This window comes from uncultured Oscillibacter sp., assembly GCF_950073225.1.
Lineage (GTDB): Bacteria > Bacillota > Clostridia > Oscillospirales > Oscillospiraceae > Oscillibacter.
Genome location: NZ_CATMPS010000029.1, coordinates 1 through 25,883, shown reverse-complemented (window position 1 = coordinate 25,883; position 25,883 = coordinate 1). Strand labels below are relative to the sequence as shown.

17 protein-coding genes are annotated in these 25,883 nt (G+C 60.7%); 12 read left to right on the top strand and 5 right to left on the bottom strand.

Going from position 1 to position 25,883, the window contains the following annotated elements:
- Positions 1 to 112: 112 nt before the first annotated feature.
- Positions 113 to 1,465 (bottom strand): 23S rRNA (uracil(1939)-C(5))-methyltransferase RlmD, encoded by a 1,353-nt coding sequence (gene rlmD, locus Q1M04_RS12410; RefSeq protein WP_297999268.1) that lies wholly within the window; start codon positions 1,463 to 1,465, stop codon positions 113 to 115.
- An 11-nt stretch (positions 1,466 to 1,476) separates the two neighbouring features.
- Positions 1,477 to 3,078: an MBL fold metallo-hydrolase RNA specificity domain-containing protein gene (locus Q1M04_RS12405; protein WP_295757105.1), complete on the bottom strand. Its 1,602-nt coding sequence runs from the start codon at positions 3,076 to 3,078 to the stop codon at positions 1,477 to 1,479.
- Between the two features lie 185 nt (positions 3,079 to 3,263).
- Between Q1M04_RS12405 and Q1M04_RS12400 the strand changes: the two genes are divergently transcribed.
- The 6 genes from Q1M04_RS12400 (at position 3,264) to Q1M04_RS12375 (ending at position 10,861) form a co-directional block, all read left to right on the top strand.
- The gene (locus Q1M04_RS12400; protein ID WP_297999265.1) at positions 3,264 to 4,439 is read left to right on the top strand and encodes a hypothetical protein; all 1,176 of its coding nucleotides are present in this window, start codon (positions 3,264 to 3,266) and stop codon (positions 4,437 to 4,439) included.
- A 144-nt stretch (positions 4,440 to 4,583) separates the two neighbouring features.
- Positions 4,584 to 7,334, top strand: a complete 2,751-nt coding sequence (secA, locus tag Q1M04_RS12395; protein ID WP_297999263.1) for a preprotein translocase subunit SecA — start codon at positions 4,584 to 4,586, stop codon at positions 7,332 to 7,334.
- 9 nt (positions 7,335 to 7,343) lie between these two features.
- On the top strand, positions 7,344 to 7,610 hold the full coding sequence (locus tag Q1M04_RS12390) for a hypothetical protein (RefSeq protein ID WP_293278494.1): 267 nt from the start codon (positions 7,344 to 7,346) through the stop codon (positions 7,608 to 7,610).
- The gene (gene pgeF / locus Q1M04_RS12385) at positions 7,600 to 8,409 is read left to right on the top strand and encodes a peptidoglycan editing factor PgeF (protein ID WP_297999260.1); all 810 of its coding nucleotides are present in this window, start codon (positions 7,600 to 7,602) and stop codon (positions 8,407 to 8,409) included. Before Q1M04_RS12390 ends, pgeF begins: the two co-directional genes overlap by 11 nt.
- Before the next feature lie 10 nt (positions 8,410 to 8,419).
- Entirely contained in the window at positions 8,420 to 9,982 is a 1,563-nt protein-coding gene (locus Q1M04_RS12380; RefSeq protein ID WP_297999258.1) for an ABC transporter substrate-binding protein, read from the top strand.
- A gap of 219 nt (positions 9,983 to 10,201) precedes the next feature.
- On the top strand, positions 10,202 to 10,861 hold the full coding sequence (locus Q1M04_RS12375) for a Crp/Fnr family transcriptional regulator (protein WP_295757091.1): 660 nt from the start codon (positions 10,202 to 10,204) through the stop codon (positions 10,859 to 10,861).
- 50 nt (positions 10,862 to 10,911) lie between these two features.
- Here Q1M04_RS12375 and Q1M04_RS12370 read toward each other — a convergent pair whose 3' ends face one another.
- Genes Q1M04_RS12370 through Q1M04_RS12360 form a run of 3 tightly spaced genes read right to left on the bottom strand, consistent with a single transcriptional unit; the run spans position 10,912 to position 13,387 of the window.
- Entirely contained in the window at positions 10,912 to 12,603 is a 1,692-nt protein-coding gene (locus Q1M04_RS12370) for an FAD-dependent oxidoreductase (protein WP_297999256.1), read from the bottom strand.
- A complete protein-coding gene (locus Q1M04_RS12365) occupies positions 12,600 to 13,184 on the bottom strand; it encodes a 4Fe-4S binding protein (RefSeq protein WP_293278484.1) in 585 nt (194 codons plus the stop codon). Before Q1M04_RS12365 ends, Q1M04_RS12370 begins: the two co-directional genes overlap by 4 nt.
- Positions 13,181 to 13,387 (bottom strand): 4Fe-4S binding protein, encoded by a 207-nt coding sequence (locus Q1M04_RS12360; protein ID WP_293278482.1) that lies wholly within the window; start codon positions 13,385 to 13,387, stop codon positions 13,181 to 13,183. The genes Q1M04_RS12365 and Q1M04_RS12360 overlap by 4 nt, the downstream gene beginning before the upstream one ends.
- Before the next feature lie 357 nt (positions 13,388 to 13,744).
- On the opposite strand from Q1M04_RS12360, the gene Q1M04_RS12355 reads away from it, so the two are divergent.
- The 6 genes from Q1M04_RS12355 (at position 13,745) to Q1M04_RS12330 (ending at position 25,534) form a co-directional block, all read left to right on the top strand.
- Positions 13,745 to 14,584 (top strand): DegV family protein, encoded by an 840-nt coding sequence (locus Q1M04_RS12355; protein ID WP_297999253.1) that lies wholly within the window; start codon positions 13,745 to 13,747, stop codon positions 14,582 to 14,584.
- A 217-nt stretch (positions 14,585 to 14,801) separates the two neighbouring features.
- On the top strand, positions 14,802 to 15,164 hold the full coding sequence (locus tag Q1M04_RS12350; RefSeq protein ID WP_297999251.1) for a response regulator: 363 nt from the start codon (positions 14,802 to 14,804) through the stop codon (positions 15,162 to 15,164).
- A complete protein-coding gene (locus Q1M04_RS12345; RefSeq protein ID WP_297999249.1) occupies positions 15,161 to 17,704 on the top strand; it encodes a hybrid sensor histidine kinase/response regulator in 2,544 nt (847 codons plus the stop codon). Before Q1M04_RS12350 ends, Q1M04_RS12345 begins: the two co-directional genes overlap by 4 nt.
- Before the next feature lie 53 nt (positions 17,705 to 17,757).
- A complete protein-coding gene (locus Q1M04_RS12340) occupies positions 17,758 to 20,457 on the top strand; it encodes a DegV family protein (protein ID WP_297999247.1) in 2,700 nt (899 codons plus the stop codon).
- Positions 20,458 to 20,773: 316 nt separating this feature from the next.
- Positions 20,774 to 23,281: a GAF domain-containing hybrid sensor histidine kinase/response regulator gene (locus Q1M04_RS12335; protein ID WP_297999245.1), complete on the top strand. Its 2,508-nt coding sequence runs from the start codon at positions 20,774 to 20,776 to the stop codon at positions 23,279 to 23,281.
- Positions 23,282 to 23,338: 57 nt separating this feature from the next.
- Positions 23,339 to 25,534, top strand: coding sequence for an ATP-binding protein (locus Q1M04_RS12330; RefSeq protein ID WP_297999243.1), 2,196 nt, complete (start codon positions 23,339 to 23,341; stop codon positions 25,532 to 25,534).
- Positions 25,535 to 25,883: the final 349 nt, after the last annotated feature.

The window sequence follows — 25,883 nt, the reverse complement described above, 5'->3', positions numbered from 1 at the left end:
ACATCAATCACGATAGAAACGGTGATGTACTTCTCAATTCGCTTATTTCGGATTTTATCACCCTCTGTGTCAAAAACCACATGAGGCGCAAAGCATTGGAAACACAGGATTTCTACGAGTTTTCTTTTTGTAGTAATATTATCGTCTCCACATGCCGCGTCCCCGGAAACATATCCACCGCCGCCGCCCGGAGGGCCCGGTAGCCCCGCTCTGCGAACAGCTTTACGTCTCTTCCCAGGGTTCCCGGGTCGCAGGAGACATACACAATCCGCTCCGGCCCCATAGCCGCCGCCGAGGCGATGACCTCCGGGCTGAGCCCCTTCCGGGGCGGGTCCACTGTAATCACGTCCGGCCGCAGGCCCTGGGCCTCCAGCATGGCCGCCGTGTCCGCCGCGTCGCCGCAGAAGAACGCCGCATTGTTCACGCCGTTCCGGGCCGCGTTTTCCTCCGCGTCCCGGATAGCGGCGGGGACGATCTCCGCGCCGATGGCCCGTTTGGCCCGGCCCGCCAGACACAGCGTGATGGTCCCCGCGCCGCAGTAGAGGTCCAGCGCCGTTTCCTCCCCCGTCAGGGCGGCGAACTCCAGGGCCTTTCCATAGAGAACTTCCGCCTGGTCCCGGTTTACCTGGTAGAAGGAGGGGACCGACAGCTTGAACTCCAGGCCGCACAGCGTGTCCATCAAAAAGTCCTGCCCCCAGAGGGTCCGGTACTGGTCCCCCAGAATCACGTTGCCTTTTTTCGTGTTCACGTTCAGCACCACGCCCAAGGTTTTGGGCGCGGCGGCCAGGACCAGGGCGGCCAGTTCCGCCTCCCGGGGGACCTTCCGCCCGTTGACGACGACGCAGCACAGGCTCTCGCCCTTGCGGTTGGCCCGCACGTAGACATGACGAACCAGCCCCCGGCCCGTGGCCTCGTCATAGGCGGGGATTTTATAGCGCTTCATCCAGCTTCCCACGGCGTGGGCCGTCCGGTCGCAGACCTCCGGCTGGAGGAGGCAGCGATCTACCGGAACCACTTGGTGAGTCCGAGCCTGGAAGAAGCCGATTTCCCCCCGGGGCCCCACGGGATACTGGCATTTATTGCGGTAATGCTCCGGGTTTTTGGCGCCCAGGATTTCCTCCACCTGGACATCTGCGCCGCCGATGCGGCTCAGTGCGTCCTGAACCCGCTGCCGCTTGGCCCGGAGCTCCTCCGCGTAGGAGAGGTGGCGGAAGTCGCAGCCGCCGCACCTGCCGTAATAAGGGCAGTCCGGGACGGCCCGCTCCGGGGAGGGGGTGTGAATCTTCACGATTTCCCCCAGGGCGTGGGTTTTCATGACCCGGGTGATTCTCAGGTCAATCCGCTCCCCCCGGACGGCCCGGGGCACGAAGACCACGGCGCCGTCCAGCCGGACGACGCCATAGCCTTCGCTGGAATAGCCCTCCGTCAGGGCGGTGTGGATTTGGCCGTTTTTCAAGTATTCCATAGATCCGGCGCTTAAGCCTCCCACTTTTCAAGCAGCTGCCGCAGCTCCGCGGCGTACTTCGCCAGGGACTTGTTGTCCCGGCCCTTGCTGCGCTTGATGAACTCGGTAAGCATGCTGCCCACGGACGCCAGGCGCTCGTAAGCCGGCGCGCCCTTGGAGCCGGTGACCGGCTTGACCTTCCGCTCCGGCAGGTAGCCCCGTTCGAGGATGGTTCCGGCCGCCAGGTCGTAAACCTCCGTGTACTGGGGGGCATGGGCGGAGATGCCCATGTTTTCCAGGGTCTGGGCGAAGTGGGGAGCCACCTCCCGGTCCCCGTGGACTACAAAGACGTGCTGGGGCTTGGGGTTCTGGAAGCCGGAGATCCACTTCAGCAGATGATCCCGGTCCGCGTGGGAGCTGAGGCCGGTGAAGTTCTCCAGACGGGCCCGGACGGTGATTTCCTCGCCGAAGAGCTTCACGCTCTCCGCCCCCTCCAGCAGCTGGCGGCCCAGGGTGCCCTCCCCCTGGAAGCCCACGAAGAGTACGGTGCTCTCCGGCCGCCAGAGGTTGTGCTTCAGGTGGTGGCGGATGCGGCCCGCGTCGCACATGCCGGAGGCGGAGATGATGACCTTGGGGGTCCGGTCCTCGTTGAGGGCCTTGGACTCCTCGCTGGTCTCCGTGGCGTGAAGGTTGGGGAAGCGGAACATGTTCGTGCCCTTGCGCACCAGCCACACCGCGTCGTGGTCCATATAGCCCCGGAGGTCCCCGTCAAAGATGGACGTGGCCTTTTTCGCCAGGGGAGAGTCGATGTACACCGGGAAATCCGGGCAGGAGGAAACCATGTGCTGTTCCTTAATCTCCCGGATGAAGTAGAGAAGCTCCTGGGTCCGGCCTACGGCGAAGGAGGGGATGATGACGTTGCCCCCCCGGGCCATGGTCTCGTCGATGATCCGGGCCAGCTCGTCGGTGTAGCCCCAGCTCTCCGGGTGGTTCCGGTCGCCGTAGGTGGACTCCATCACCACGTAGTCCGCCCCGGCCAGCTGCACCGGGTCCCGGATGACGGGCTGGTTGATGTTGCCGATGTCCCCGGAGAAGACGATGCTCTTTTTCACGCCGTTTTCCCGCAGGTCCATGGCCACGAAGGCGGAGCCCAGCAGGTGCCCCGCGTCGGTGAACTCGATGTCCACGCCCTCGCACAGGTTGATGAGCTCGCCGTACTCGCAGACAACCATGAATTCCTTGACCCGCTCCGCGTCCTCCACGGTGTAGAGGGGCTCGGTCCGGGGCGCGCCGGAGCGCTCACCCTTGCGGTTTTTCCACTCCGCGTCCTGCTCCTGGATGTGGGCGGAGTCCAGCAGCATGATTTCCAGCAGCTGGGCGGTGAGGCGGGTGGTGAGGATGCGGCCCTTGAAGCCCTGCTTGATGAGCATGGGAATCCGGCCGGAGTGGTCGATGTGGGCGTGGGTGACCAGGACGTAGTCGATGGTGTTGGCGGCAAAGGGGAATTCGCCGTTGGAAACCTCGTCCCGGCCCTGCTGGAGGCCGCAGTCGATGAGAATGCGGGTGTCGTTGATCTCCAGGCAGTGGCAGCTTCCGGTGACGCATTGGTCCGCGCCGTAAAAGCTGAGCTTCATAGTGAGGCCCTCCTTATCTCTTAGTACAAATCATTGTAACATGTTTTGACGGAATATACAAGGAACAATCGAATGATTTTGCCTGGTTTAGAAAAAGTGACCAGCGGTTTTCCCCGGCTGGACAGGGAAGGGGGAAGGGAGTATACTGTGCATAAAGCCCACACACCGGAAAGGAGGAGACCGCTATGCCCCGCACGCTGCTGATTCCCGCCCTTCTGGACGATTGGTTCCCCTTGCTGCGGCACGCGTTCGCTTCCCGGGAGTGGGAGCCGGTTTTGCTGCGGGAGGAACGGGGCCTGGCGGACCGGGGAATGCGGTATTTCCACAATGAACTGTGCTACCCCGTCTTTCTGGTGGCGGGGCAGGTGCTGGCCGCCCTGGAATCCGGGGAGTATGACCCGGCGGAGTGCGGCGTGCTGATGGGACAGGCCGGGGACGAGTGCCGGGGCTCCTGCGGCATCCGGCTGATGCGGAAAGCGCTGGACAAGGCGGGATACCCGGAGGTGGCGCTGCTATCCCTGAATGTCCGGGATATCGACCGGGACACGGGCCTTCCCATCACCCTGCCGATGATCCGACGGGCGCTGGCGGCGGCGGTGTGGGGGGACGCGCTGGCGATTGCCCGGAACCAGGTGCGGCCCTATGAGGTCCGCCCCGGCGGCGCGGAGGCGCTTTGGCGGCGCTGGATGGAGACGCTGGGGGAGGACCTGCGCCGGGGGACGGGCCTTTCCCGGCGCCGCATTCTGGAGCGCTGCCGGGAGATCGCGGCCTCCTTCCGCCGGATTGAGACGGCGCCCGGGGACGCGCGGAGGGTTGCTGTTGTGGGAGAGATATATACAAAGTACTGCCATCTGGGGAACTGGAACCTGGAGCGGTATCTGGCCGCGGAGCGCTGCGAAATCGGAGTGGGCGGCCTTACCTGGTACGCCCTCTATTATATGGATACCCACAGCCTGAAGGGCCCCGCCTACCAGCGGAAGGCGTACCGCTTCCTGTCCGAATGGCTGGGGGGAATCCAGCGGGAGCTGCTGGCGTTTTTGCGGGAGGCCGGGTTTCACACCCTGCCGCCGCTGGCGGAGCTGAAACGCCGTGCGGAAGGCTTCGCGCCTTTAAACTGCACCGTGGCCGACGGGTGGCTCGTCACCGCCGAGGCGGCGGCCTGGGCCGGGCTCGGGTACCGGAAGATCCTCTGCGTCCAGCCCTTTGGCTGCCTGCCGGGACATATTTTCGGCAAGGGGCAGTACGCCGCCCTCCAGCGAAAACTGCCGGACGCCCTGCTGGTCAGCGTGGACTATGACGCCAGCACCGGCGAGGGGACCGTGGAAAGCCGCGTCCGGATGCTGCTGGATACGGAACTGTGAGCGTTTCCGCTTTGTAAACTTTTTTCCGGCCGCCCCTGATTTCCTTTGCATTCCAGGGGAAACTGTGGTAAGCTATGCTTGTTTTACTATGAAATTCCCGCCCTTCCGGGCGGCGGAACAATCGAAAGGAAGTTTCAAACAATCATGGGCCTGATTCAAAAGATTTTCGGCGACTACAGCTCCCGGGAGCTGAAATCCATTACCCCCATCGCGGACAAAATTGAGGCCATGGCCGATGAGTACAAGGCCATGAGCGACGCCCAGCTCCAGGCAAAGACCCAGGAGTTCAAGGAGCGCCTGCAAAACGGCGAGACTCTGGACGACATTCTCCCCGAGGCCTTCGCCACCGCCCGGGAGGCGTCGGACCGGGTGCTGGGCCTCCGGCCCTACCGGGTGCAGCTGGTGGGCGGCATCGTCCTCCACCAGGGCCGCATCGCCGAGATGAAGACCGGCGAGGGCAAGACCCTGGTGGCGACCCTGCCCGCCTACCTCAATGCCCTGGCGGGGAAGGGCGTGCATATCGTCACCGTCAACGACTACCTGGCCAAGCGCGACAGCGAGTGGATGGGCAAGGTCCACCGCTTCCTGGGGCTCAAGGTGGGCCTCATTGTCCACGGCCTGACCTCCAAGCAGCGCCAGGAGGCCTACGCCGCCGACATCACCTACGGAACCAACAACGAGATGGGCTTCGACTACCTCCGGGACAATATGTGCATCTACTCCCAGGAGCTGGTCCAGCGGGGCCATTCCTTCGCCATCGTGGACGAGGTGGACTCCATCCTTATCGACGAGGCCCGGACCCCCCTCATCATCTCCGGCCAGGGGGAGAAGTCCACCCAGATGTACGACCTGACGGAGATGTTCGTGGCGAAGCTCAAAAAGCAGGTGGTGGTCCAGGTGGACAACAAGGAAGAGGAGGCCGCGGACATCGACGCGGACTATGTGGTGGACGAAAAGGCCAAAACCGCCACCCTCACCGCCCGGGGCATCGCCAAGGCGGAGGAGTACTTCCATGTGGAAAACCTCTCGGACCCCTCCAACTCCACCGTCAGCCACCACATCAACCAGGCTCTCAAGGCCCACGGCACCATGAAACGGGACATCGACTATGTGGTGAAGGACGGGGAAGTCATCATCGTGGACGAGTTCACCGGCCGCCTGATGTTCGGCAGAAGGTACTCCAACGGCCTCCACCAGGCCATCGAGGCCAAGGAGCATGTCAACGTCAACAGCGAAAACCGGACCCTGGCGACGATTACCTTCCAGAACTACTTCCGGCTCTATGACAAGCTCTCCGGCATGACCGGCACGGCCATGACGGAGCAGGAGGAATTCGGCACCATCTACAACCTGGACATCATCGAGATCCCCACCAACCGCCCCAACCAGCGCAGCGACCACCACGATGTGGTCTACAAGACCGAGGCCGGGAAGTTCCGGGCCGTCATCCAGCAGATCAAGGAGTGCCACGAAAAGGGCCAGCCCGTGCTGGTGGGCACCGTGTCCATCGAGAAAAACGAGCTTCTTTCCAAGCTCCTGGCCCGGGAGGGCATCAAGCACAACCTGCTGAACGCCAAGAACCACGAAAAAGAGGCGGAGATTGTCGCCCAGGCGGGCAAGCTGGGGGCCGTCACCGTGGCCACCAACATGGCGGGCCGCGGCACCGATATCATGCTGGGGGGCAACGCCGAATACCTTGCCAGGGCGGACCTGGACAAGGCAGGGTACTCCGAGGAGGTCATTGTGGACGCCACGGGCTACGCCGACACGGACAACCAGGAGATTCTGGACGCCCGGAAGCTCTTTGCCGAGAAGCTGGCCCAGCACAAGGCGGAAATCGCCAGCGAGGCGGACCAGGTCCGGGAGGCCGGAGGGCTGTTCATCATCGGCACGGAGCGCCACGAGTCCCGCCGGATTGACAACCAGCTCCGGGGCCGCGCGGGCCGCCAGGGGGACCCCGGCGAGACGAAGTTTTATATCTCCCTGGAGGACGATTTGATGCGCCTTTTCGGCGGGGACCGGATTACGAACATGATGGAGCGGTTTGACCTGGACGAGGACACCCCCATCGAAAATAAAATGCTGACCAAGGCCATTGAAAACGCCCAGACCACCGTGGAGTCCCGGAACTTCCAGTCCCGGAAATCCGTGCTGGAATACGACGACGTGATGAACAAGCAGCGGGAGCTGATCTACAGTCAGCGCCGCCAGGTTCTGGACGGCATGGACATCAAGGACACGGTGCTGAACATGATGCACACCTCCATCGGGAACCATGTCAGCCTGGCCTTTGGCGAAAAGCCGCATCTGGACGCCGCCGGATATCGGGAGATGCTCCGGGGGCTGGAGGGCATGTACTTTGCCCAGGGGGCCGTAAGCATCCCCGAGGGGGAGGTTCCCGGCAAGAGCCAGGAGGACTTTGACGAGGCCTTCATCGCCGCCGCCGAGAGCTTCTATGAGAACAAAGAGGCGGAGATCACCAGCCCCATTATGCGGGAGCTGGAGCGGGTGGTCATGCTCCGGGTGGTGGACGAGTACTGGATGGACCACATCGACGCCATGGACGACTTGAAGCAGGGCATCCGGCTCCAGTCCTACGGCAACAACAATCCGGTGGACGTGTATAAGCGGGAGTCCCTGGAGATGTTCGAGGAGATGATCGCCGCCATCCAGGACGAGACCGTCCGTCGGCTGTACTCCGTGCGCCTGAGGAAGGACGAGGAGGTCAAGCGGGAGCGGGTAGCCAAGGGCATGGTGGAGAACGTCGGCGGCGACGGGACCAAGCCGAAGAAGCAGCCCCTCAAGGTTGTGAAAATCGGGCGGAACGACCCCTGCCCCTGCGGCAGCGGGCTGAAGTGGAAAAAATGTACCTGCCCGGAGTATCACCAGAATTAAGGAGGGCAAATGGATAAGAAGGATGACAGTGTTCTTTTCCTGCTCCAGGATATCAAAGAACTCGTGTTTGGCATTGCGTTGATCCTGTTGGGCGGAATCTTGCTGTATGCTTCCATTCTGGACAGCGGCGCGGTTGAGCTGTTTGCGCTTCTGGGCCTCCCGGTGCTGGCCTATGGCGTGTTTCACATCTGGAACGGCTGGACGAACCATAAGCCGGTTGAGAAAAACGGCGAAGGCCAAAAGAAAGAAGAACAGGGAGGTCCCCATGCCCTTTGAAACCCACGAACAAAACGGCCTGGTCTGGTTCACCGCCTCGAACTTAGGCGGCGTCCGCCACGGCTTTTCCACCCGCCTGGGGGGCGTGTCCCCCGCCCCCTGGGACAGCCTGAACCTCCGTCCCGGCATGGGGGACGGGCGGGAGGCCATGCTGGAAAATTACCGCCGCTTCTGCGCCGCCATCGGGGCGGACCTGGAGCAAACCGTCCTCTCCCGGCAGGTTCATGAGACGAACGTCCGGGCCTGTACGGAGGCCGACGCCGGGAAGGGCCTCTTCCGGGAGCGGGACTATGACAGCGCCGACGCGCTGGTGACGGATGTTCCGGGCTTGACGTTGTTCGTCTTTTCCGCTGACTGCGGGACCGTGCTCCTCCACGACCCGGATACCGGGGCCGTGGGGGCGGCCCACGCCGGGTGGCGGGGCTGCGCCGGGGGGATTGTGGAGAAGACGGTCCGGGAGATGGTCCGCCGTTATGGGTCCAGGCCGGAGCGGCTGCAAGCGGCCCTGGGGCCCTGCATCGGGCAGTGCTGCTTTGAAAGCGACGGGGACGTTCCCGCCGCCATGCGGGAAGCCCTGGGGAAGGACGCGGAGGCTTATCTGGAAAAACGGGGCCCCAAGTGGCATGTGGACCTGGAGGGGCTGAACCGCCAATGGCTGCTGCGGGCGGGCCTGCCGCCGGAGCGTATAGAGGCCTCCGGCCTCTGCACCGCCTGCCGCCGGGACCTGTTCTGGTCCCACCGGAAGCTGGGGGAGGCCCGGGGCGTCCAGTGCGGGGCCATTATGGCCGGAGGAAAATAGGATCGGTTTTATGAAGCTATCGAAGATCATGGCCATCGCGCTGGCGGTGGCCTGTCTGCTGACGGGCTGCTGGCAGGAGGAGCCGCCGGAGGAGCCGGAGGACGTGATGCCCCCCTTTGAGGCGGAAGAGCCGGAGAAGCAGAAGGATTCTGTCCTGCCGGAGCGGTTCGCCCTGCCCTATATGCCGGGGCGGACCCTGGACCCAATGGACTGCGCCGACGGGATGCAGCAGACGGCGGCGTCGCTTCTGTATGAGGGACTGTTTCGGCTGGACGGGAGCTTCGAGCCCCAGCCCTGCCTGTGCATCAGCTATACCCACGACGAGGCCGCCCTCCGCTATACCTTCGAGATCCGCCCCGGAGTGGAGTTCTCCGACGGATCGCCCCTGACGGGCCGGGATGTGAAAGCGTCCCTGGAGCGGGCCAGGACCTCTGACCGCTACCGGAGCCGCCTCTCCGGCGTCGCTTCCGTCAGCGCCAACGGGGACAGTGTGACCGTTACGCTGAACAGCCCCAACTCCGCCCTTCCGGCCCTGCTGGACGTGCCCGTCGTGAAATCCGGGACCCAGGAGAGCGCGGCTCCCGTCGGTACGGGGCCCTATTTCTACGCGGAGGAGGAAACCGGGGCCTATCTTATCGCCAATCAGGCCTGGTGGAAGGGGGAGAGCCAGCCGGTGGACCGGATTGCCCTGGTGGAAGCGGCGGACGACGACGCCATGCTCTACCGCTTTTCCTCCCACGAGGTCCAGCTGATTACGGCGGACCTCACCGGCGTGCTGCCGGTGAGCACCACCGGCAGCGTGGGCTGCGCGGACGCGGACACCCCGGTCATGCAGTATATAGGCTGCAACACCGCCCGGGCGCCTCTGGACAGTCCCGCCTTGCGGCGGGCCCTGTCGGCGGGAATCGAGCGGGCCAATGTGGCCGGCGCCTACCTCTCCGGCCACGGGAAGCCCGCCGCTTTCCCGGTGTCCCCGGTTTCGTCCCTGTACCCGGCGGCGCTGGAGGAGGACTATTCCGTGGACGGCTTTACCGCCGCCGTGGCGGAGAGCGGCTATGTGTCCGAACGGCCTTTGACCCTGCTGGTCAACGAGGAGAACGGCTTTAAAAAGGCCATCGCCGCCCACCTGGCGGAGAGCTGGACCTCCGGAGGCGTGCCGGTGGAGGTCCGGGTCCTGCCCTGGGAGGAGTACGCCGCCGCCCTGGCCGCCGGGGACTTTGATTTGTACTACGGCGAGGCCCGCCTTACCGCCGACTGGGATTTGGGGAGCCTCCTGGAACCCGGGGGAAGGCTGAATTACGGCCATTGGTCCAACCCGGACACCAGCCGCCTCCTGGCGGAGCTGGCGGGGGCCCAGGACCGGACGGCGGCCATGCGGGCCCTGTGCGTCCATTTGAAGGACCAGGCCCCCATCCTGCCGGTGTGCTTCAAGTCCACCTCCGTGCTGACCCAGGCGAAGGTGGTGGAGGGCCTGGTTCCCACGGCGGCGGAGCCCTTCTATGCCTTGGGACAGTGCGCAATCCATCTGAAAGAGGACGGAGGGGCCGCGCCTGCGGAACCGCCGGGTTCTTGAAGGTAAGAAAACCTAAAACCGCCGGGAAAGGCGGTTTTAGGTTTTTCTGTATTACTTTGCGAATTTGGGGATTCAGCAATATCAGCAAAGACTGCCGCGATTGAAAAACACGCCGGCATTCGGCGGCTAAAACCTGCCGGCACCTCATAGGCTTTGACAGATGCCATCGGAGGCTTTATACTAAATACTAAGAGTAAGCCGACGGAAGGAGAGAACCTGATGGAATTTTCCGAATATGTTCCCATATGGAATCAGCTGACTCCCGGGCAGCGGGAACTCCTTTCCGGCAGCCTGACCGCCCGTACCGTGAAGACAGGGACCGTCCTCCACGGCGGCGGCGCGGACTGCACAGGGCTGCTGCTGGTGAAGTCCGGCCAGCTCCGGGCGTTTATCCTCTCCAAGGAGGGGCGGGAGGTCACCCTCTACCGGCTGTTTGACCGGGATCTCTGCCTGTTCTCCGCCTCCTGCATAATGCGGAGCATTCAATTTGACGTGACCATTACGGCGGAGAAGGATACCGAACTGTGGATCATTCCCGCGGACATTTATAAGCGGATCATGGAGCAGTCCGCCGCCGCGGCCAACTACACCAACGAGATCATGGCCGCCCGGTTTTCAGAGGTCATGTGGCTGATGGAGCAGGTTATGTGGAACAGCATGGACAGGCGGGTGGCCGCCTTCTTGCTGGAGGAGTCCGCCATTGAGGGGGCGAACCGGCTTTCCATCACCCACGAGACCATCGCCAACCACCTGGGGACCCACCGGGAGGTCGTCACCCGGATGCTCCGCTATTTACAGGAGGAAGGGATGGTCAGGCTGTCCCGGGGCACGGTGGAGCTCCTGAACGAAAAAAAGCTGACGGCTCTGCGGGACGCGTGAAAACTCCCCTCTTCAAGCTTTCATGAGGCTTGGAGAGGGGAGTTTTCCGGCTACTGATCCATGCCGCAGGCCGTCGCTGATTCGATGAGACGGCGGTCGTTGGCCACCGCGTCGTAGAACCGGAAGCCGCCGGAGAAATTGTGGGCCTCATAGCCGTGCCCGGCCAGGATGCGGCAGGCGATGTAGCTGCGCAGGCCGCTCTGGCAGATCACATAGACCGGCTTGCCGGGCGCGATCTCTCCCAGCCGCTGCCGCAGTTCGTCCACGGGGATATTCCGGAAGCCCTCAATATGCCCCGCCGCGTATTCCTGGGGGGTCCGGGCGTCCAGCAGCGTTACGCTGCCGTCCCGGGGCAGGCCGCCCACGTCTTCGATACGGAACTGCTTCACAACGCCCTTGGCGAGGTTTTCGATGAGGAAGCCCGCCATGTTCACGGGGTCCTTGGCGGAGGAGTAGGGCGGCGCGTAGGCCAAGTCCAGGTCCTTCAGCCGGATGGCCGTCAGCCCGGCGTGAATGGCCGCGGCCAGTACGTCGATTCGCTTGTCCACGCCCTCATAACCCACGATCTGGGCCCCCAGGAGGCGGAAGGTCTCCTTTTCAAAGATCACCTTCATGGTCATCAGCTTCCCGCCGGGATAGTAGCCCGCGTGGCTCATGGGCGAGAGGACCACCGCGTCCGCGTCTAGGCCCGCCTTTTTGGCGTTGGTTTCGCTGACGCCGGTGACCGCCGCCGTCATGCCGAAGACCTTGAGGACGGAGCTGCCCTGGCTTCCGAGATAGCGGCTGTCCCCGCCGCAGATGTTGTCTGCCGCGATGCGGCCCTGTTTATTGGCGGGACCGGCCAGCGAGAGCAGGACGTCCTGCCCGGTGACGGAGTGCCGGACCTGCACGGCGTCCCCCACGGCATAGATGTCCGGGAGGGAGGTTTCCATCCGGCTGTTGACCACGATGCTGCCCTTGAGTCCCAGCTCCAGCCCCGCCTCCTTCGCAAGAGCGGTGTCCGGGGTGACCCCGATGGCCAGCACGACCATATCGGCGTGGAGCGGGGCGCTGTCCTTCAGCAGCACGTCCACGCCGCCGTCCCGCTCCTGGAAGCCCTCCACGGTGTACCCCAGGGCCAGCTTCACGCCGTTGGCACGCACTTCGCTGTGGATAAAGGCCGCCATATCCGGGTCAAAGGGGTTCATGAGCTGCTTTGGCCGCTGGACGATGGTGACCTCCATCCCCAGCTCCCGCAGGTTTTCCGCCAGCTCCAGGCCGATGAAGCCGCCTCCCGCCAGCACAGCGGACTTGGGATGATTTTGCCGGATGTAGTCCTTGATGCGGAAGGTATCCTCCACAGTCCGCAGGGTGAAGAGCTTCTCCAGGCCCACGCCGGGAAGCCGGGGCTGGGTGGGCTTGGCGCCGGGGGAGAGGAGGAGCTTGTCATAAGGCTCCTCAAATTTCTCGTCTGTTTCCAGGTTTTTTACGGAGACCGTTTTTCTCTCCGGGTGGAGGGCGGTGGCCTCGTGGCGCACCTTCATGGTGACGCGGAAGCGGGAGAAAAAGCTCTCCGGCGTCTGGAGGGTCAGGGCCTCGGGGTCCTCGATGACCCCGCCGATGTAATAGGGCAGGCCGCAGTTGGCGTAGGAGACGTACCCGGACCGCTCGAAGACCACGATCTCCGCCTGTTCGTCCAGCCGCCGGAGCCGGGCCGCCGCCGTGGCCCCTCCCGCTACGCCGCCGATGATGACTACCTTCATGTTAACGCATCCTTTCCATTTTTCGCTTTGCAGATGAGCTGCGTCATGGTGCCCATAGGACAATAAACGCACCAGCTGCGGGGTTTGAAGAGAATCATAGTAATCATGCCGAGAATGGTGGAGGTCAGCATGACGCTGTAAAAGCCGAAGGCGAACTGGGCAGCGCCCTGGTGAAAGAACGTGCCGTGATAGGCCCAGTGCCAGGGGAGCTTAAACGTCCACAGCAGCGTCACCACCTGCCGGAGATCCTGTGCGCCGGCAAAGACCAGATAGGTATTCCACAGCATCTGAAAGAACATGATGAAGAAGAATATCAAAAAGCCATAGCGGAACCATTTGCTCTTCATCCACCCGGGGATATCCTTTTTCCGGGACAAGCCGAAGCGCCCGCCCAGCAGGCCGAACAGCTGGCCCCGGCCGCAGTAGCGGTTGCAGTAGCCCTTCGTGCCCCAGACCAGGGAAATGATCAGGGGGATGCAGAAAAACAGCATGCCCAGCCAGGCGAAGAGGATATTGAAAAACCCCAGCGACATGTAAATCAGCTCTGCAATCCAAAGGTAATCATACCAGCGCTTTTTCATACCGATACCTCCTGAAGGACGATTACGGACGCGGGGCACTCCTTCGCGCATTTGCCGCAGCCCACACAGCGCTCCGGATCAACCGCCGCCCGGACGCCATGCCGGACCTGAATGGCGGACAGGGGACACACCTTCACGCAGCATCCGCAGGCAACGCAGGCGTCCCCGTTTACAACAGCCCGCCGCTTTTTCCTTGTTTTCATAGGGCGACCTCCCAGATTTGATGGTTACCATGATACCGGAACCGGTTTGTGCGTACCGTGATAAAATCACAAAACTCCGGCGAATGAGAGGGCGGGTCTTCGCCGCCGGAAGCGGGGGCCGCATTTCGGGCGCGTCCGGGAGTGGAGAATGCCGGAACAAGGGGACGCGCCGGAGAGCGCCGCATGGTGGGAAAACCTCCGTCAATTTTGCCGGTTTCCACTATGGATTTTCCTGAAAATCCATGATAGAATAGCTGCGGCGCGGGCGTTCCGCATTTGCCGCGGCGGCCGCGCGGGAATTTAAAACAGGACGCGGTCCGGGAGCGTGCCTGCCCCGAACCTGGAAGGAGCCCTTTTATGATTAAGATTACCACCGACAGCACCTGCGACCTGCCGGCGCGGCTGCTGGAGCAGTACGGCATCACCGTTTTCCCCCTGGGCATCGTTAAGGCGGGAAAGCTCTATCACGACGGGGTGGACATCCGCACGGCGGATATTGCGTCCCATGTGGACGCGGGGGGAGACATCACCACCACCAACGCCGTCAACGTATCGGATTATGAGGACGCTTTCCGGGCGCTGATGGAAAAATATGACGCCGTCATCCACCTCAACATCGGCAGCGGCTTTTCCTGCTGCCACCAAAACGCCAAGCTGGCGGCGGAGGAGGTGCCGGAGGTCTACGTGGTAGACTCCGGAAACCTGACCGCGGGCCACGGCATGATGGTCCTGGCCGCCGCCGACGCCGCCCGGGCGGGGAAGTCCGTGACGGAGATCCTGGACCTCCTGGAGAACATGGTTCCCAGGCTGGAAACCAGCTTTGTTCTGGACCGGCTGGACTATATGAAAAAGGGCGGGCGCTGCTCCGCCGTCACGGCCCTGGGGGCGAATCTGCTGAAGCTCCACCCCTGCGTGGAGGTGATTGGCGGCAAAATGTCCGTGACCAAAAAGTACCGGGGAAACATCGCCAAGGTGGTGGCGGACTACGTTCATGAGCGCCTGAGGGACCGGACGGACCTGGATTTCAGCCGCGTTTTCCTGGTGGACACCTGCCCGGGGGACGAGCTGGCGGGCATTGCCCGGGAGATCATCCGGGAGGACGGGCGCTTCGGCGAGATTCTGGAGGCCAAGGCGGGCTGCACCATCTTCTGCCACTGTGGCCCGAATACGCTGGGGCTGATTCTCCTGCGGAAATGATTGAGAATTCGGAACGGCGGGCTTTCAGGAGGGCCCGGCAAGGAAGCGTTCCCGGCGGGAAGCAGCCGCATGATGCGGGCGCGTCATGCGGCTGCATCTTTTTTGTGGTCTGCCGCGCTCCGGGACTGAAAATACGGGCTTGATTTTCCCGCGGGCTTCCTTTACAATAGACCCCGTGGGGCTCCGGACCCCAGCAGCACAACAGGGAGGCAATTGTATGAAAAAGCGCATCTTAGTGGTCGATGACGACAATATGAACCTGGCAAGGACCAGGATCATCCTGGGGAAGGAGTACGACGTGATTTTGGCGGACTCCGGGGTCCAGGCGCTGGCAAAGGTACAAAACGAGAAGGTCGACATGGTCCTTCTGGATATAGACATGCCGGGCATGAACGGCATTGAGACCTTTGAACGCATGAAAAAAGCCGCTGTGGCGGTCCCGGTGATTTTCCTGACGGCGTCGGGGCTGGAAGAGGACGTCCAAAACGCGATTAAATTGGGCGCCGTGAATTATCTGAAAAAGCCCTACCGTCCGGAGGAACTGATCAAACGGGTGGCGCAGGAGTTTGAGCAGGCATGAGGGCGGAGGAGCAGACAAGCCAGCATCTGCTGCTGGCGGTCATCGTTACCGTGTTCAGCGGCTTGCTGGGGCTGATTACGCTGTTTCTATCGTGGGAATTTTGGACGCTTCCGCTGATGACAGTCGCTTGTTTCGTCGTATGGTTTCTGCACATCGGGCGGCTTGGGTCAAACACGCTGTTTGATAATTTATGCGCTGGACTGATGCTTATCGAATTCTTCTTTTTCGGTGTGCATGAATCCAGTCTTTTTGATTTGCCCGCCGTGGCCTGCATTCTGATTCTGGCGCTGTTTGTGCTGAACAAGAAGTGGATTCTGTACGCGGCGGCGGCCTTGTACGCGCTGGTGCTGGCGTATCATGGCCTGATCCTCCGTACCATTTCCCATCGGATAAGTCTCCAGGACGCGTTTCACCTGGCGCTTGGCGTCATCGTGACCCTTGGAAGCACGGCGCTGGCGCTGTACTGGGTCAACCGGCGGAATGCGCAGCGGAAGTGGTATGACCGGGTATTTGCGGAGCTGGAGTCGGCGGGAAAGCAGAACGCCGTCTTTTTGTCCAACGTATCCCATGAGCTCCGCACCCCCATCAACATGGTCATCGGAATCAGCGAGGTGGCGCTGGGGAAGGAGCTCCCTCCGGATATCCGGGCGGACATGTCCTCCATCAAAATGGCGGGGAAGCGCCTGTCCAACCAGATTAACAATATGCTGGACTATACGGAGATTGTGGAGGGCACGCTGACTCCCGCCAAAAAAGAATACATGATCACCTCGGTGCTGAACGACATCATTACCATGACCGCGCTGCAAAGCAACCGCCAGCACCTGGAGCTTGTGTTTGACATCGACCCGAAGATGCCGGCGGCCCTGGTGGGGGATGCGGAGAAAATTTCCCATGTGCTCAAAATCCTGGTGGAAAACGCCATTAAATTTACGGAGGAAGGCGGCGTAAACGTCCGCATAGGCTGCCGCCGGGAAAGCTATGGCATCAATTTGATCGTTGATGTCCGGGACACCGGCATCGGCATGACAAGTTCCCAGCTGACGCAGATGTACGACGTGTTTTACCAGGCGGATTCCAGCAGCAGCCGCTTCGCGGGCGGCTTGGGCCTCGGGCTTCCCATCGCCCAGGGGCTTTTGAACGCCATGGGCGGCTTCCTTCACTTCGCCAGCGGAGAACAGGAGGGTCTGTCCGCGCATATCGTGATTCCCCAGGGCGTGGCGGACGAGCGGCCGTGCATTGAGCTCAACCAGCCGGAGCAGCTTTGCATTGCGTGCTATTTCAGGCCGGAAAAGTACAGCTGCGACGAGGTCCGGGAGTACTATGACGGCCTGATTCAAAGCCTGGTGATGGGGCTTGGCGCGAAGGGCTACCAGGTACATAATTTTGAGGGCCTTCTCAAGGTGCAGCGCAGCCATAAGCTGACCCATGTGTTTATCGTACAGTCGGAATATATGGAGAACCCCGCATATTATGAGGAACTGGCGGAAACCATCCGGGTCGTCGTAATCGCGGAGCGGGAGTTTAACCTGAGCCGGGAAAGCCGGCTTGCGATTATGCACAAGCCCTTCTCCGCGCTTTCCGTGGCGAACCTTTTGAATGGGGAAACCGGAGAACGGGGCTTCGCGGAGGATCAGGCCGCGGGCCGGAAGCCCTTCACCTGCGTGGGCATCCGGGCTCTGGCGGTGGACGACGAGGAGATGAACCTCGTGGTGGCCAAGGGCGTTCTGGGAAGCTATGGGATTGAGGTAGACACCTGCCTGAGCGGACGGGAAGCGGTGGCGATGTGCAGCGGCACTTCCTATGACATCGTGTTCCTGGACCACATGATGCCCGGGTTTGACGGCGTGGAGACGCTGAAAAAAATCCGGGAGCTTAAAAACGGCGTGTATCAGGACCTTCCGGTGATTGCGCTGACCGCCAACACCGTCAGCGGCGCCCGGGAGATGTTCCGCAGCGAGGGCTTTACGGAGTTTGTCCCAAAGCCCATTGAGCGCACCGTCCTGGAACGGGTGCTCCGAAAGGTCCTGCCCAAGAGCTGTATCCAATACAGCGAGAGGCCCACAAGCAAGGGCGCGCCTATGGGGGCGGAGGCCTCCTCGGCGGAGAAGGCCCCGGCTCCCCAGGCCGCCGCGGCCGTACCGGAGGCCCCGGCGGAGGTTCCGGAGGCGTCCGGCGGGCCCGTCCCCTCCTATGACCATCTTGCGAAGGCCGGCGTCAACACGGAGCTGGGCCTGGACTACTGCGCCGGGGACGAGAGCTTTTATCTGGAAATGCTGCGGATGTTCTGCGCCCAGGGACCGGAAAAGCGGGCGGAGATCGCCGCCTTGTATGAAAGCGCCAATTGGACGGACTACGCCGTGAAGGTTCACGCGCTGAAAAGCACCTCCCTGACCATTGGGGCGGAGGCGCTCTCCGCCCAGGCCAAGGAGCTGGAGATGGCGGGGAAACGGGGCGACGCGGATTTCATCCGGGAGCGTCACGCCGCATTGCTGCGGGCTCACGAGGCGCTCTGCGCGGAGATTGCCGGGGGGCTTTGACGGCACCCGGCCCTCTTCTTGAAAATGTCGAGTTCTGAGGAGTGTAAGACTTCGTGATAAAAAAATGGTTTGAGATTATTACCGATCACAGGATCAGCCTCCGCGAGCGAATGTTCCGCATTGTGACCGGCGTCTGCATGATCGCCATTGCGTTTACCCTGCCCATGGGCAGAAGCCTCTGGAACGTGCTGATTATGCTGGCAAGCCTGGCCCTCATGGCGGTGATCGTCAAGATCAGCATCCGGAAAAAGCGGATCCACATGGGCGCCACGCTTATTGCGGTGCTGCTGCTTACGCTGTTTCCCGTCACCTTTTTCTCCGCGGGCGGCTTTTACAGCGGCGTGCCGGAGTGGTTTGTGCTCTGCTTCATCTATGTCTGCATCACCCTGCAGGGGAGGCGCAGGGCCGTGTTTTTCGGGCTGTGCACGGCGGAGACGCTGCTGTGCTATGGCACCGCCTTTTACTACCCGGCCCTGGCCGCGCCGAATACGCAGCACGACGCCTTGTTTGACTCCGCGTTTTCCATGATTATGGTGGGACTGCTCACCAGCATCCTGCTCATGTTCCTGAACCGGATGTACGAGGAGGAAAACGCCCTTTCCCAGCGGCAGAAAAAGGAGATTGAGGAGCTGAACCGGGCGGAGAATCACTTCTTTTCCAGCATGAGCCACGAGATCCGCACGCCCATCAATACCATCATCGGGCTGAATGAAATCATCCTGCGGGAGGACATCTCGGAGGAGGTGGCGGAGAACGCCCGGAATATCCAGGGGGCCAGCAAGATGCTGCTCTCCCTGATTAACGACATCCTGGACATCTCCAAGATCAAATCCGGGAAGATGGAAATTGTCAACGTCTCCTATGAGACCGGCGCGCTCTTTTCGGAAATCGTCAACATGATTTGGATCAAGGCCAAGGAAAAGGGCCTGGAATTTAAGCTCCATGTGGATTCCTCCATCCCCAGCATGCTCTGCGGAGACGAGGTGCGCATCAAGCAAATTTTGATCAATCTGCTGAACAACGCGGTGAAGTATACCAGCGAAGGCTCCGTTACCCTGTCCGTCCGGTGTGAGCGGCAGGGGGTCAACCGCATGCGGGTCTGGTATTCCGTGGAGGATACCGGCCAGGGCGTGAAGAAGGAGAATATTCCCTATATTTTCAACGCGTTCCGGCGGGTGGACGAGGAGAAAAACCGTTATATTGAGGGGACGGGACTGGGGCTCAGCATCGTTCAGCAGTTGGTGGAGCTGATGGGCGGCGAGATCAGCGTAAACAGCGTCTATACCAAGGGCTCCAAGTTTGTGGTCGTCCTGGATCAAGACATCGTGGACGAGAAGGAGCTGGGGACGTTTACGCTGGCCTCCCGGGCGCGTGTGCGGGAAGGCGAAGTGTACCAGCGGAGCTTTGAGGCGCCGGACGCGCATATTCTCGTGGTGGACGACAACGAAATGAACCTGATGGTGGTAAAGAAGCTGCTGGCGGAGACCCAAATCCAGATTGACATGGCCCACAGCGGGGCCGAATGCCTGCGGCTGACCCAGAACCACCATTATGACTGCATTCTCATGGACCACCTGATGCCGGAAATGGACGGAATCGAGTGCCTCCACGCCCTGCGGGTCCAGCCGGGCGGCCTGTGCCAGGACGTGCCCGTGGTGGCGCTGACCGCCAACGCGGGCAGCGACAACCAGCTTCTCTATCGAAAGGAGGGCTTCAGCGGCTATCTGGCCAAGCCGGTCAGCGGCGCGCTGCTGGAGGCGGCTGTGCTGAGCATCCTCCCCAAGGGTCTGGTGAATCTGAACGAGGAAGCCCAGCAGGAGGACATCGAAAAAGACATTCTGATCTTCGAGCAGGCACAAAGGCGCTCCATCCTGGTCACAACGGACAGCGTGTGCGACCTTCCGGAATCCCTCCGGAAAGAGTTCAGCCTTTCCGTATGCCCGTATTACGTCTGTACGGAAGAAGGGCGGTTTCTGGACGGGGCGGAGCTGAGTCCGGACGAATTGCTGGCGCATATTGCCGGGGGGCGGAAGGGCTATTCCCATCCTCCCGAGGTGGAGGACTACGAGCGCTTCTTTGCCGAGAAGCTGACGGAGGCGCAGAACGTCATTCATATTACAATGGCAAGGCATGTAAGCGACGGTTATCAAAATGCCTGTGAGGCGGCGAAATCCTTTGAAAACGTCACAGTCCTTGATTCCGGGCACCTCTCCAGCAGCATGGGGCTGGTGGTTTTGTGCGCGGCCTATATGGCGGAGCATCATGCCGCGAAGGAGGAAATCCTGGAAGCGGTGAAGCGGATGGAGCGTTTCATTTCCTCCGCGTTTATCATCAACAACACCCACATGATGTGCCAGTCCGGCCGGATACCGAAGCGCATCCAGATTCTCTGTGACGCGCTGCTGCTGCATCCGGTCCTGGCGCTGAAGAGGAGCCGGATGGTGGTCAGCCGGATGGAGATAGGCAGCTTTTCCCATGCGGCGAAAAAGTATGTCAAGCGGACGCTCCAGAATACCGGGAACATTGACCGGCGTATTTTATTCATTACATACTCCGGGATGGATGAAAAGAGGCTCCGGTTTATTCAAAGCCTGGTGCAGCAGTACTGTCCTTTTGAGCGGGTCTATCTGCAAAAGGCGTCCTCCGCCATCGCCAGCAACTGCGGTCCCGGGTCCTTCGGACTGCTGTTTATGCGGCGGGACGACGCGGCGGTTCCCTTTTTCCAAACAGCGGCCCATGACGGGACGGTGTAGATACAGGCAGGGGTGCTGGAAAGCCCACGAAAATTCCGTGAATTTTCGTGGGCTTTTTGCGGCTTAAAAACCAGGCGGCGCCGGTGGGCGTGATTATGAAAACCTGTTGGAAGCGGCCGGTTTTTACAATGACTATGATTTTCGTTTCTTCTCATTGACGTAATTGCGCAGGTATGGTATTATGACAGAGATTTTCTGACTTTTGGAGCGAAGCTGTGAGGAGAAAGCGGAGGACAGGCGTATGGATTGTGCAGGGGGACGTTTACCGGCTGGAGAAGGCGCTCCGATCATAGAGGCTCATGAGCAGCACAGCGGCATGCGAAGCGTTCAGAATCTGGAGGCCATTATCAACGAGGGCCTTCGTGTCGCCTTGCTGGAGGAGACCCCGGATCAGTCGCTTGGGGTGCTGCTGGAGCACCTGGGAAAAGCGCTGAACGGGGAGAGAACCTATATCTTTGAGCAGAACGAGTCCGGCGGCGACGACAACACCTATGAGTGGGTGGACGCCGGGGTGGAGGCGGAACAGGCGAACCTTCAAAATGTCCCTTCGGAGGTGTGCGCCAGCTGGTACCGGAATTTCAGCGTCGGCAGGCATATCGTCATAAAGAACGTGGAGGATATTCGGCAGACGGAGCCGCTTCAGTATGAGAACCTGAAGCGGCAGGGCATCCACTCCCTTGTGGTGGTGCCCCTGTACGACGGGAAGCGGATCATCGGCTTTTACGGCGTGGACAATCCCCCCGTGAAGTCGCTGGAGTATGCGTCGAATATGCTCCAAACGGCGGCGTACTTTATCGTGTCCTCCCTGAAGCGGCGCAACCTGTTCCGGGAGCTTCAAAAGCGGAGCTATAACGTGCTCCATGCCCTCAGCGTGGACTACCTGGGCATTTACGAGGTGAACTTCGACACGGGCGAATGCGAGGTGTACCGCAGCAGCGAGGGGCTGGGCTTGGACTGGGCCGCTCATTTTAAAGACGGCTATCAGGCGGCTATGGAGCGGTATATCTCCAAATGCGTGGTCCCCCAGGGGCAGGAGCGTCTCCGTGCCATGACGGAGAAGGACTATGTGCTGGCAAAGCTCAGGAAAAAGAAAAAATTCTCGGTCCGGTATCAGGTGAAGGACAACTTCTCAGGACTAAAGTATCTGGAGATTCACTTTTCCGCTACGGAGAGGACGGCGGCGGAGAACTGCGCGATCTTTGCCCTGCGGGATGTCAACGCCCTGGTGGAGCGGGAAGAGAAATACAAGCTGGAGGCCAGACGGAGCCTGGAAGACATTCTGGAGGGCGCCAGAACCGGCATTTGGACCATTGAGCTGGAAGAGGGCTGCCGGCCCAGGCTGTACCCGGACCGGACTATGCGGATTCTCCTGGGGGTGCCGGATGCCATTGGGCCGGAGGAGTGCTACCGGCACTGGTTTGAACGCATTGAGCCGGACTATGTGGAAATGGTCCAGGAGGCTGTGCGGGCAATACTGGATACCGGACGCGCCGAGGTCATCTATCCCTGGAATCACCCGGCCCTTGGGAGAATTTATGTCCGCTGCGGCGGCGTGCCGGACAAGACGTTTGAAAAACCGGGCGCCTGTCTGAACGGCTACCATCAGGACATCACGGAAACCATGGTGACGAGGAAAAAGCAGGAACAGTCCATCATGGAGCTTTTGGAGCGGATGAGGCGGGCGAACTCGGCAAAAAGCGAGTTTCTCTCCCACATGTCCCATGACCTCCGCACGCCCATCAACGGGATTTTGGGAATGCTGGCCATTCTGGAAAACAGCCGGGATGACCCGGAGCGGCAAAAAGAGTGCCAGAGAAAAATCCGCGTGTCAACCGAGCATCTGCTGTCCCTGGTAAACGATGTCCTTCAGGTGAGCAATCTGGAGAGCGGGAGGCCGACCGTGGTGGTGGAGCCCTTTGACCTTTGCGCCGTGCTGAAAGATTGTATTACGATTTTGTCCCACCAGGCGGAAGAGCGGGGAATCCGTTTGGAGCTGGAGACGACCGGCCTGCGGCACAGCAGGGTGATGGGGAATCCGCTTCACTTAAAGCAGATCCTGATGAGCGTCATTGACAACGCCCTCAAATATAACCGGCCCAACGGCTCCGTATTTGTGCGGGCGGAGGAGACTGCCTTCCGGGAGGGGACGGCAAGCTGCCGCTTCGTCGTTGAAGATACGGGAATCGGCATTGGAGAGGATTTCAAGAATCACATTTTCGAGCCCTTTACCCAGGAGCACCAGGGCGCGAGGACGAACTATAACGGCACGGGCCTGGGCATGTCCATCGTGAAGAAGCTGGTGGACCAGATGAAGGGGGCCATTTCGGTGGACAGCCAGCCCGGCAGGGGAAGCGTGGTCCAAATCACCCTGCCTATCCGCGTCGACGAGGCGTGGGAGGAAGAACCCGCGGAGAAGGATGGTGATACGCAGGGCGACGTCTCCGGAATGCGGGTCCTCCTGGTGGAGGACAACGCGCTTAACTGCGAAATTGTCGAGTACATTCTTGGGGAAGCGGGCGCGGAGGTGGTGACCGCCAATGACGGAAAGGCCGCCGTGGACGCCTTCGCGGCGTCCGAACCGGGAAGGTTTGACTGCGTGCTGATGGATTTAATGATGCCGGTGATGAGCGGTTATGAGGCGGCCCGCGTAATTCGCGGCCTGGACCGGCCGGACGCGAAGACGGTGCCGATTATAGCGCTGTCGGCCAACGCGTTTGAGGAGGACGTGGCGCTGGCGAAGGACGCGGGAATGGATGAACATTTGGCAAAGCCGGTGGACGTCCGCAAAATGTTCCGGGTTATGAACGGACTGCGGGGACGTTAGGACGGCGCACGCATGAGGATAGCATAAATTATGACAAGCTGTGGAGATGGAACGGATATGAAAAGCAAGGCTTTGCCGCAGTCTTTGAAAATCGGAATCGTGGTAATCCTTTGTTTGACGGTTATCGTGTTTTCCTTCCTGGGATCGTCCATTCACACGATGAGCGAAAGCACGATTGAGGAGATCGGCACCGCCTATATGGCGGGAATGAACGAGCAGGTGTCGCTGCACTTTGAAACGATCATTGAGCTTCGCCTGACCATGGCGGAGTCCATCGCGGGCATTGCGGCAGGGGATGGGGCGTCCGGTTACGGAACGAGGGAGGACATTGAATACGGCGCCAGGGCAAGGCATTTTTTGTGCGCCGCCCTGTACGGGCCCGACGGCGGAAGTGAGATGATTTTCGGCGATCCCGTGGAGCTCAACCACCCGGAGCCCTTTTTGGAGAGCCTGCGGAACGGGGAGCGCAAAGCGGCCTCCGCCACCGGCAGCGACGGCGGCGGGGTGATTTTGTTCGGCGTTCCCTGCGAGTATCCCATGTCCAGCGGCGGAGGCAGCCTTGCCCTCGTGGTGGGGCTTTCCACCAAATATATGGGCGAGGTTCTCTTCCTGGACTCGGATCAGTCGCTGAGCTATTCCTTTGTGATCCGGAAAGACGGAAGCTATGTGGTCGGGAACGAGGGAGACGCCCACGAAAACTATTTTGACAGGCTCACCAACATCTTTGCCGGGCAGGATATGGAGGCGGATGCCTGCATTGAACAGCTGCAAGCCGCCATGAACGCCGGTGAGGATTATTCCACGATTGTGAAAAACGGCGGATCGCGCCGCCATATATACTGCACCAATCTCCCTTATTGCGAGTGGTATCTGGTGACGGTCCTCCCCTTCGAAAGGCTGGATAACGCCATCTCAGGCATGGGAAGCCGGTGGCTCATCATCGTCTACGCCGCCTCCTTTGCGGTGATTGCAATGCTCCTCTACATATTCTTCCGGTACTTGAAGCTGTTCCGGAACCAGGTGTCGGAGCTGACGCGCATCAACGCGGAGATGGACGCGGCGCGAAAAGCCGCGGAGCAGGCGCGGAAGGAGGCGGAACAGGCCAACGCGGCGAAACAGGAATTCCTGTCCAGCATGAGCCACGATATCCGCACGCCCATGAACGCCATCATCGGGATGACCTCCTTGGCACTGGACAATACGGACGATCCAAAGCGCGTTCGGGATTACCTGGGTAAGATCGCGCTGTCCAGCAAGCACTTGCTGGGGCTTATCAACGACGTATTGGATATATCCAAGATCGAAAGCGGCAAAATGACGCTGAATGTGGAGCCGGTGTCGCTGAGGGAGGCGATGGACAGCATCGTCAATATCATGCAGCCCCAGGTCACGGCGAAAAACCAGCAGTTTAAGGTGGCTGCCCGGGAGATCCTGTCGGAGAATGTGTGTTGCGACGGTGTGCGGCTGAATCAGGTGCTGATCAATCTGCTGGGGAACGCCGTCAAATTCACCCCGGAGAAGGGCGCCGTTCAGCTGACCGTGTATCAGGAGGCGCTGCCGGAGGACGCCTCCCGGGTCCGCACCCACTTCCTGGTAAGCGATACGGGCATCGGCATGTCAAAGGAGTATCAGAAGGTCATATTCGAGTCGTTCAGCCGGGAGGACAACACCCGGGTCCGGAAGACAGAGGGGTCCGGCCTGGGCATGGCGATTACCAAGTGCATTGTGGACGCCATGGGCGGGACAATCTCTGTCCGCAGCGAACAGGGCCGGGGCAGCGAGTTCCATGTTGTGCTGGATTTGGAAAAGGCAGCAGCGCCCGCGGCATCGGAGGCAGCGGACGGCGCCGCCGAACGAGTGAATGACGTGGTGCTGAAGGGAAGACGCATTCTGCTGGCGGAGGACAACGAGCTGAACTGGGAAGTGGCAAGGGAGCTGCTTTCCATCCTTGAGCTGGAATTGGACTGGGCTGAAAACGGAGAGATCTGTGTGGAGAAATTCCGGAACTCCCCGGCCGGGCATTATGACGCGATTATTATGGATGTGCGGATGCCGGTCATGGACGGCTACGAGGCGACCGCGGCCATCCGGAGACTGGAACGGGAGGACGCGGATATTCCCATCATTGCCATGACGGCGGACGCGTTTTCGGAGGATATTCAAAGGTGCCTGGAGCGCGGTATGAACGACCATTTGGCAAAGCCGATCGATATTCAGGCGGTCACGTTCAAATTGAAGAAATACCTGAAATAGGGACTGCCGTCCCGGCGCTCCGCCGGTCCAATGGAACCCTGGAGTGTATTGTTGTTTACGCTTCGGACAAGTCCGCCGGCAAACGCGCGCAAAGGCTTAAAATCATTTATTACTTCCGAAGTGAAAGGTCGGAAGTAATATGTGCCATGTTTTGCGGTTGCCGCTGTTTACAGCGGTGAGCAAAACGGCTTGAATCAAATTCATTATTTCCGAGCTTTAAGCTTTTTGAGTTTTCGTATTTTTTCAATTTGGCATAATGACGATTAAAAAAGCAGACGGATTCAGTGAAAAAATGAAAATAAAAGAAGAATTCCATCCTGAAATGTGGTATAATTTAATCACCACAAAA

Bases quoted from the DNA above. Each gene is read 5' to 3' on its own strand.
- Q1M04_RS12380 (WP_297999258.1), top strand. From the start codon at position 8,420: ATGAAGCTATCGAAGATCATGGCCATCGCGCTGGCGGTGGCCTGTCTG.
- Q1M04_RS12350 (WP_297999251.1), top strand. From the start codon at position 14,802: ATGAAAAAGCGCATCTTAGTGGTCGATGACGACAATATGAACCTGGCA.
- Q1M04_RS12390 (WP_293278494.1), top strand. From the start codon at position 7,344: ATGGATAAGAAGGATGACAGTGTTCTTTTCCTGCTCCAGGATATCAAA.
- Q1M04_RS12365 (WP_293278484.1), bottom strand. From the start codon at position 13,184: ATGAAAAAGCGCTGGTATGATTACCTTTGGATTGCAGAGCTGATTTAC.
- secA (WP_297999263.1), top strand. From the start codon at position 4,584: ATGGGCCTGATTCAAAAGATTTTCGGCGACTACAGCTCCCGGGAGCTG.
- Q1M04_RS12405 (WP_295757105.1), bottom strand. From the start codon at position 3,078: ATGAAGCTCAGCTTTTACGGCGCGGACCAATGCGTCACCGGAAGCTGC.
- Q1M04_RS12375 (WP_295757091.1), top strand. From the start codon at position 10,202: ATGGAATTTTCCGAATATGTTCCCATATGGAATCAGCTGACTCCCGGG.
- Q1M04_RS12335 (WP_297999245.1), top strand. From the start codon at position 20,774: ATGCGAAGCGTTCAGAATCTGGAGGCCATTATCAACGAGGGCCTTCGT.
- Q1M04_RS12355 (WP_297999253.1), top strand. From the start codon at position 13,745: ATGATTAAGATTACCACCGACAGCACCTGCGACCTGCCGGCGCGGCTG.
- Q1M04_RS12370 (WP_297999256.1), bottom strand. From the start codon at position 12,603: ATGAAGGTAGTCATCATCGGCGGCGTAGCGGGAGGGGCCACGGCGGCG.
- rlmD (WP_297999268.1), bottom strand. From the start codon at position 1,465: ATGGAATACTTGAAAAACGGCCAAATCCACACCGCCCTGACGGAGGGC.
- pgeF (WP_297999260.1), top strand. From the start codon at position 7,600: ATGCCCTTTGAAACCCACGAACAAAACGGCCTGGTCTGGTTCACCGCC.
- Q1M04_RS12330 (WP_297999243.1), top strand. From the start codon at position 23,339: ATGAAAAGCAAGGCTTTGCCGCAGTCTTTGAAAATCGGAATCGTGGTA.
- Q1M04_RS12360 (WP_293278482.1), bottom strand. From the start codon at position 13,387: ATGAAAACAAGGAAAAAGCGGCGGGCTGTTGTAAACGGGGACGCCTGC.
- Q1M04_RS12400 (WP_297999265.1), top strand. From the start codon at position 3,264: ATGCCCCGCACGCTGCTGATTCCCGCCCTTCTGGACGATTGGTTCCCC.
- Q1M04_RS12345 (WP_297999249.1), top strand. From the start codon at position 15,161: ATGAGGGCGGAGGAGCAGACAAGCCAGCATCTGCTGCTGGCGGTCATC.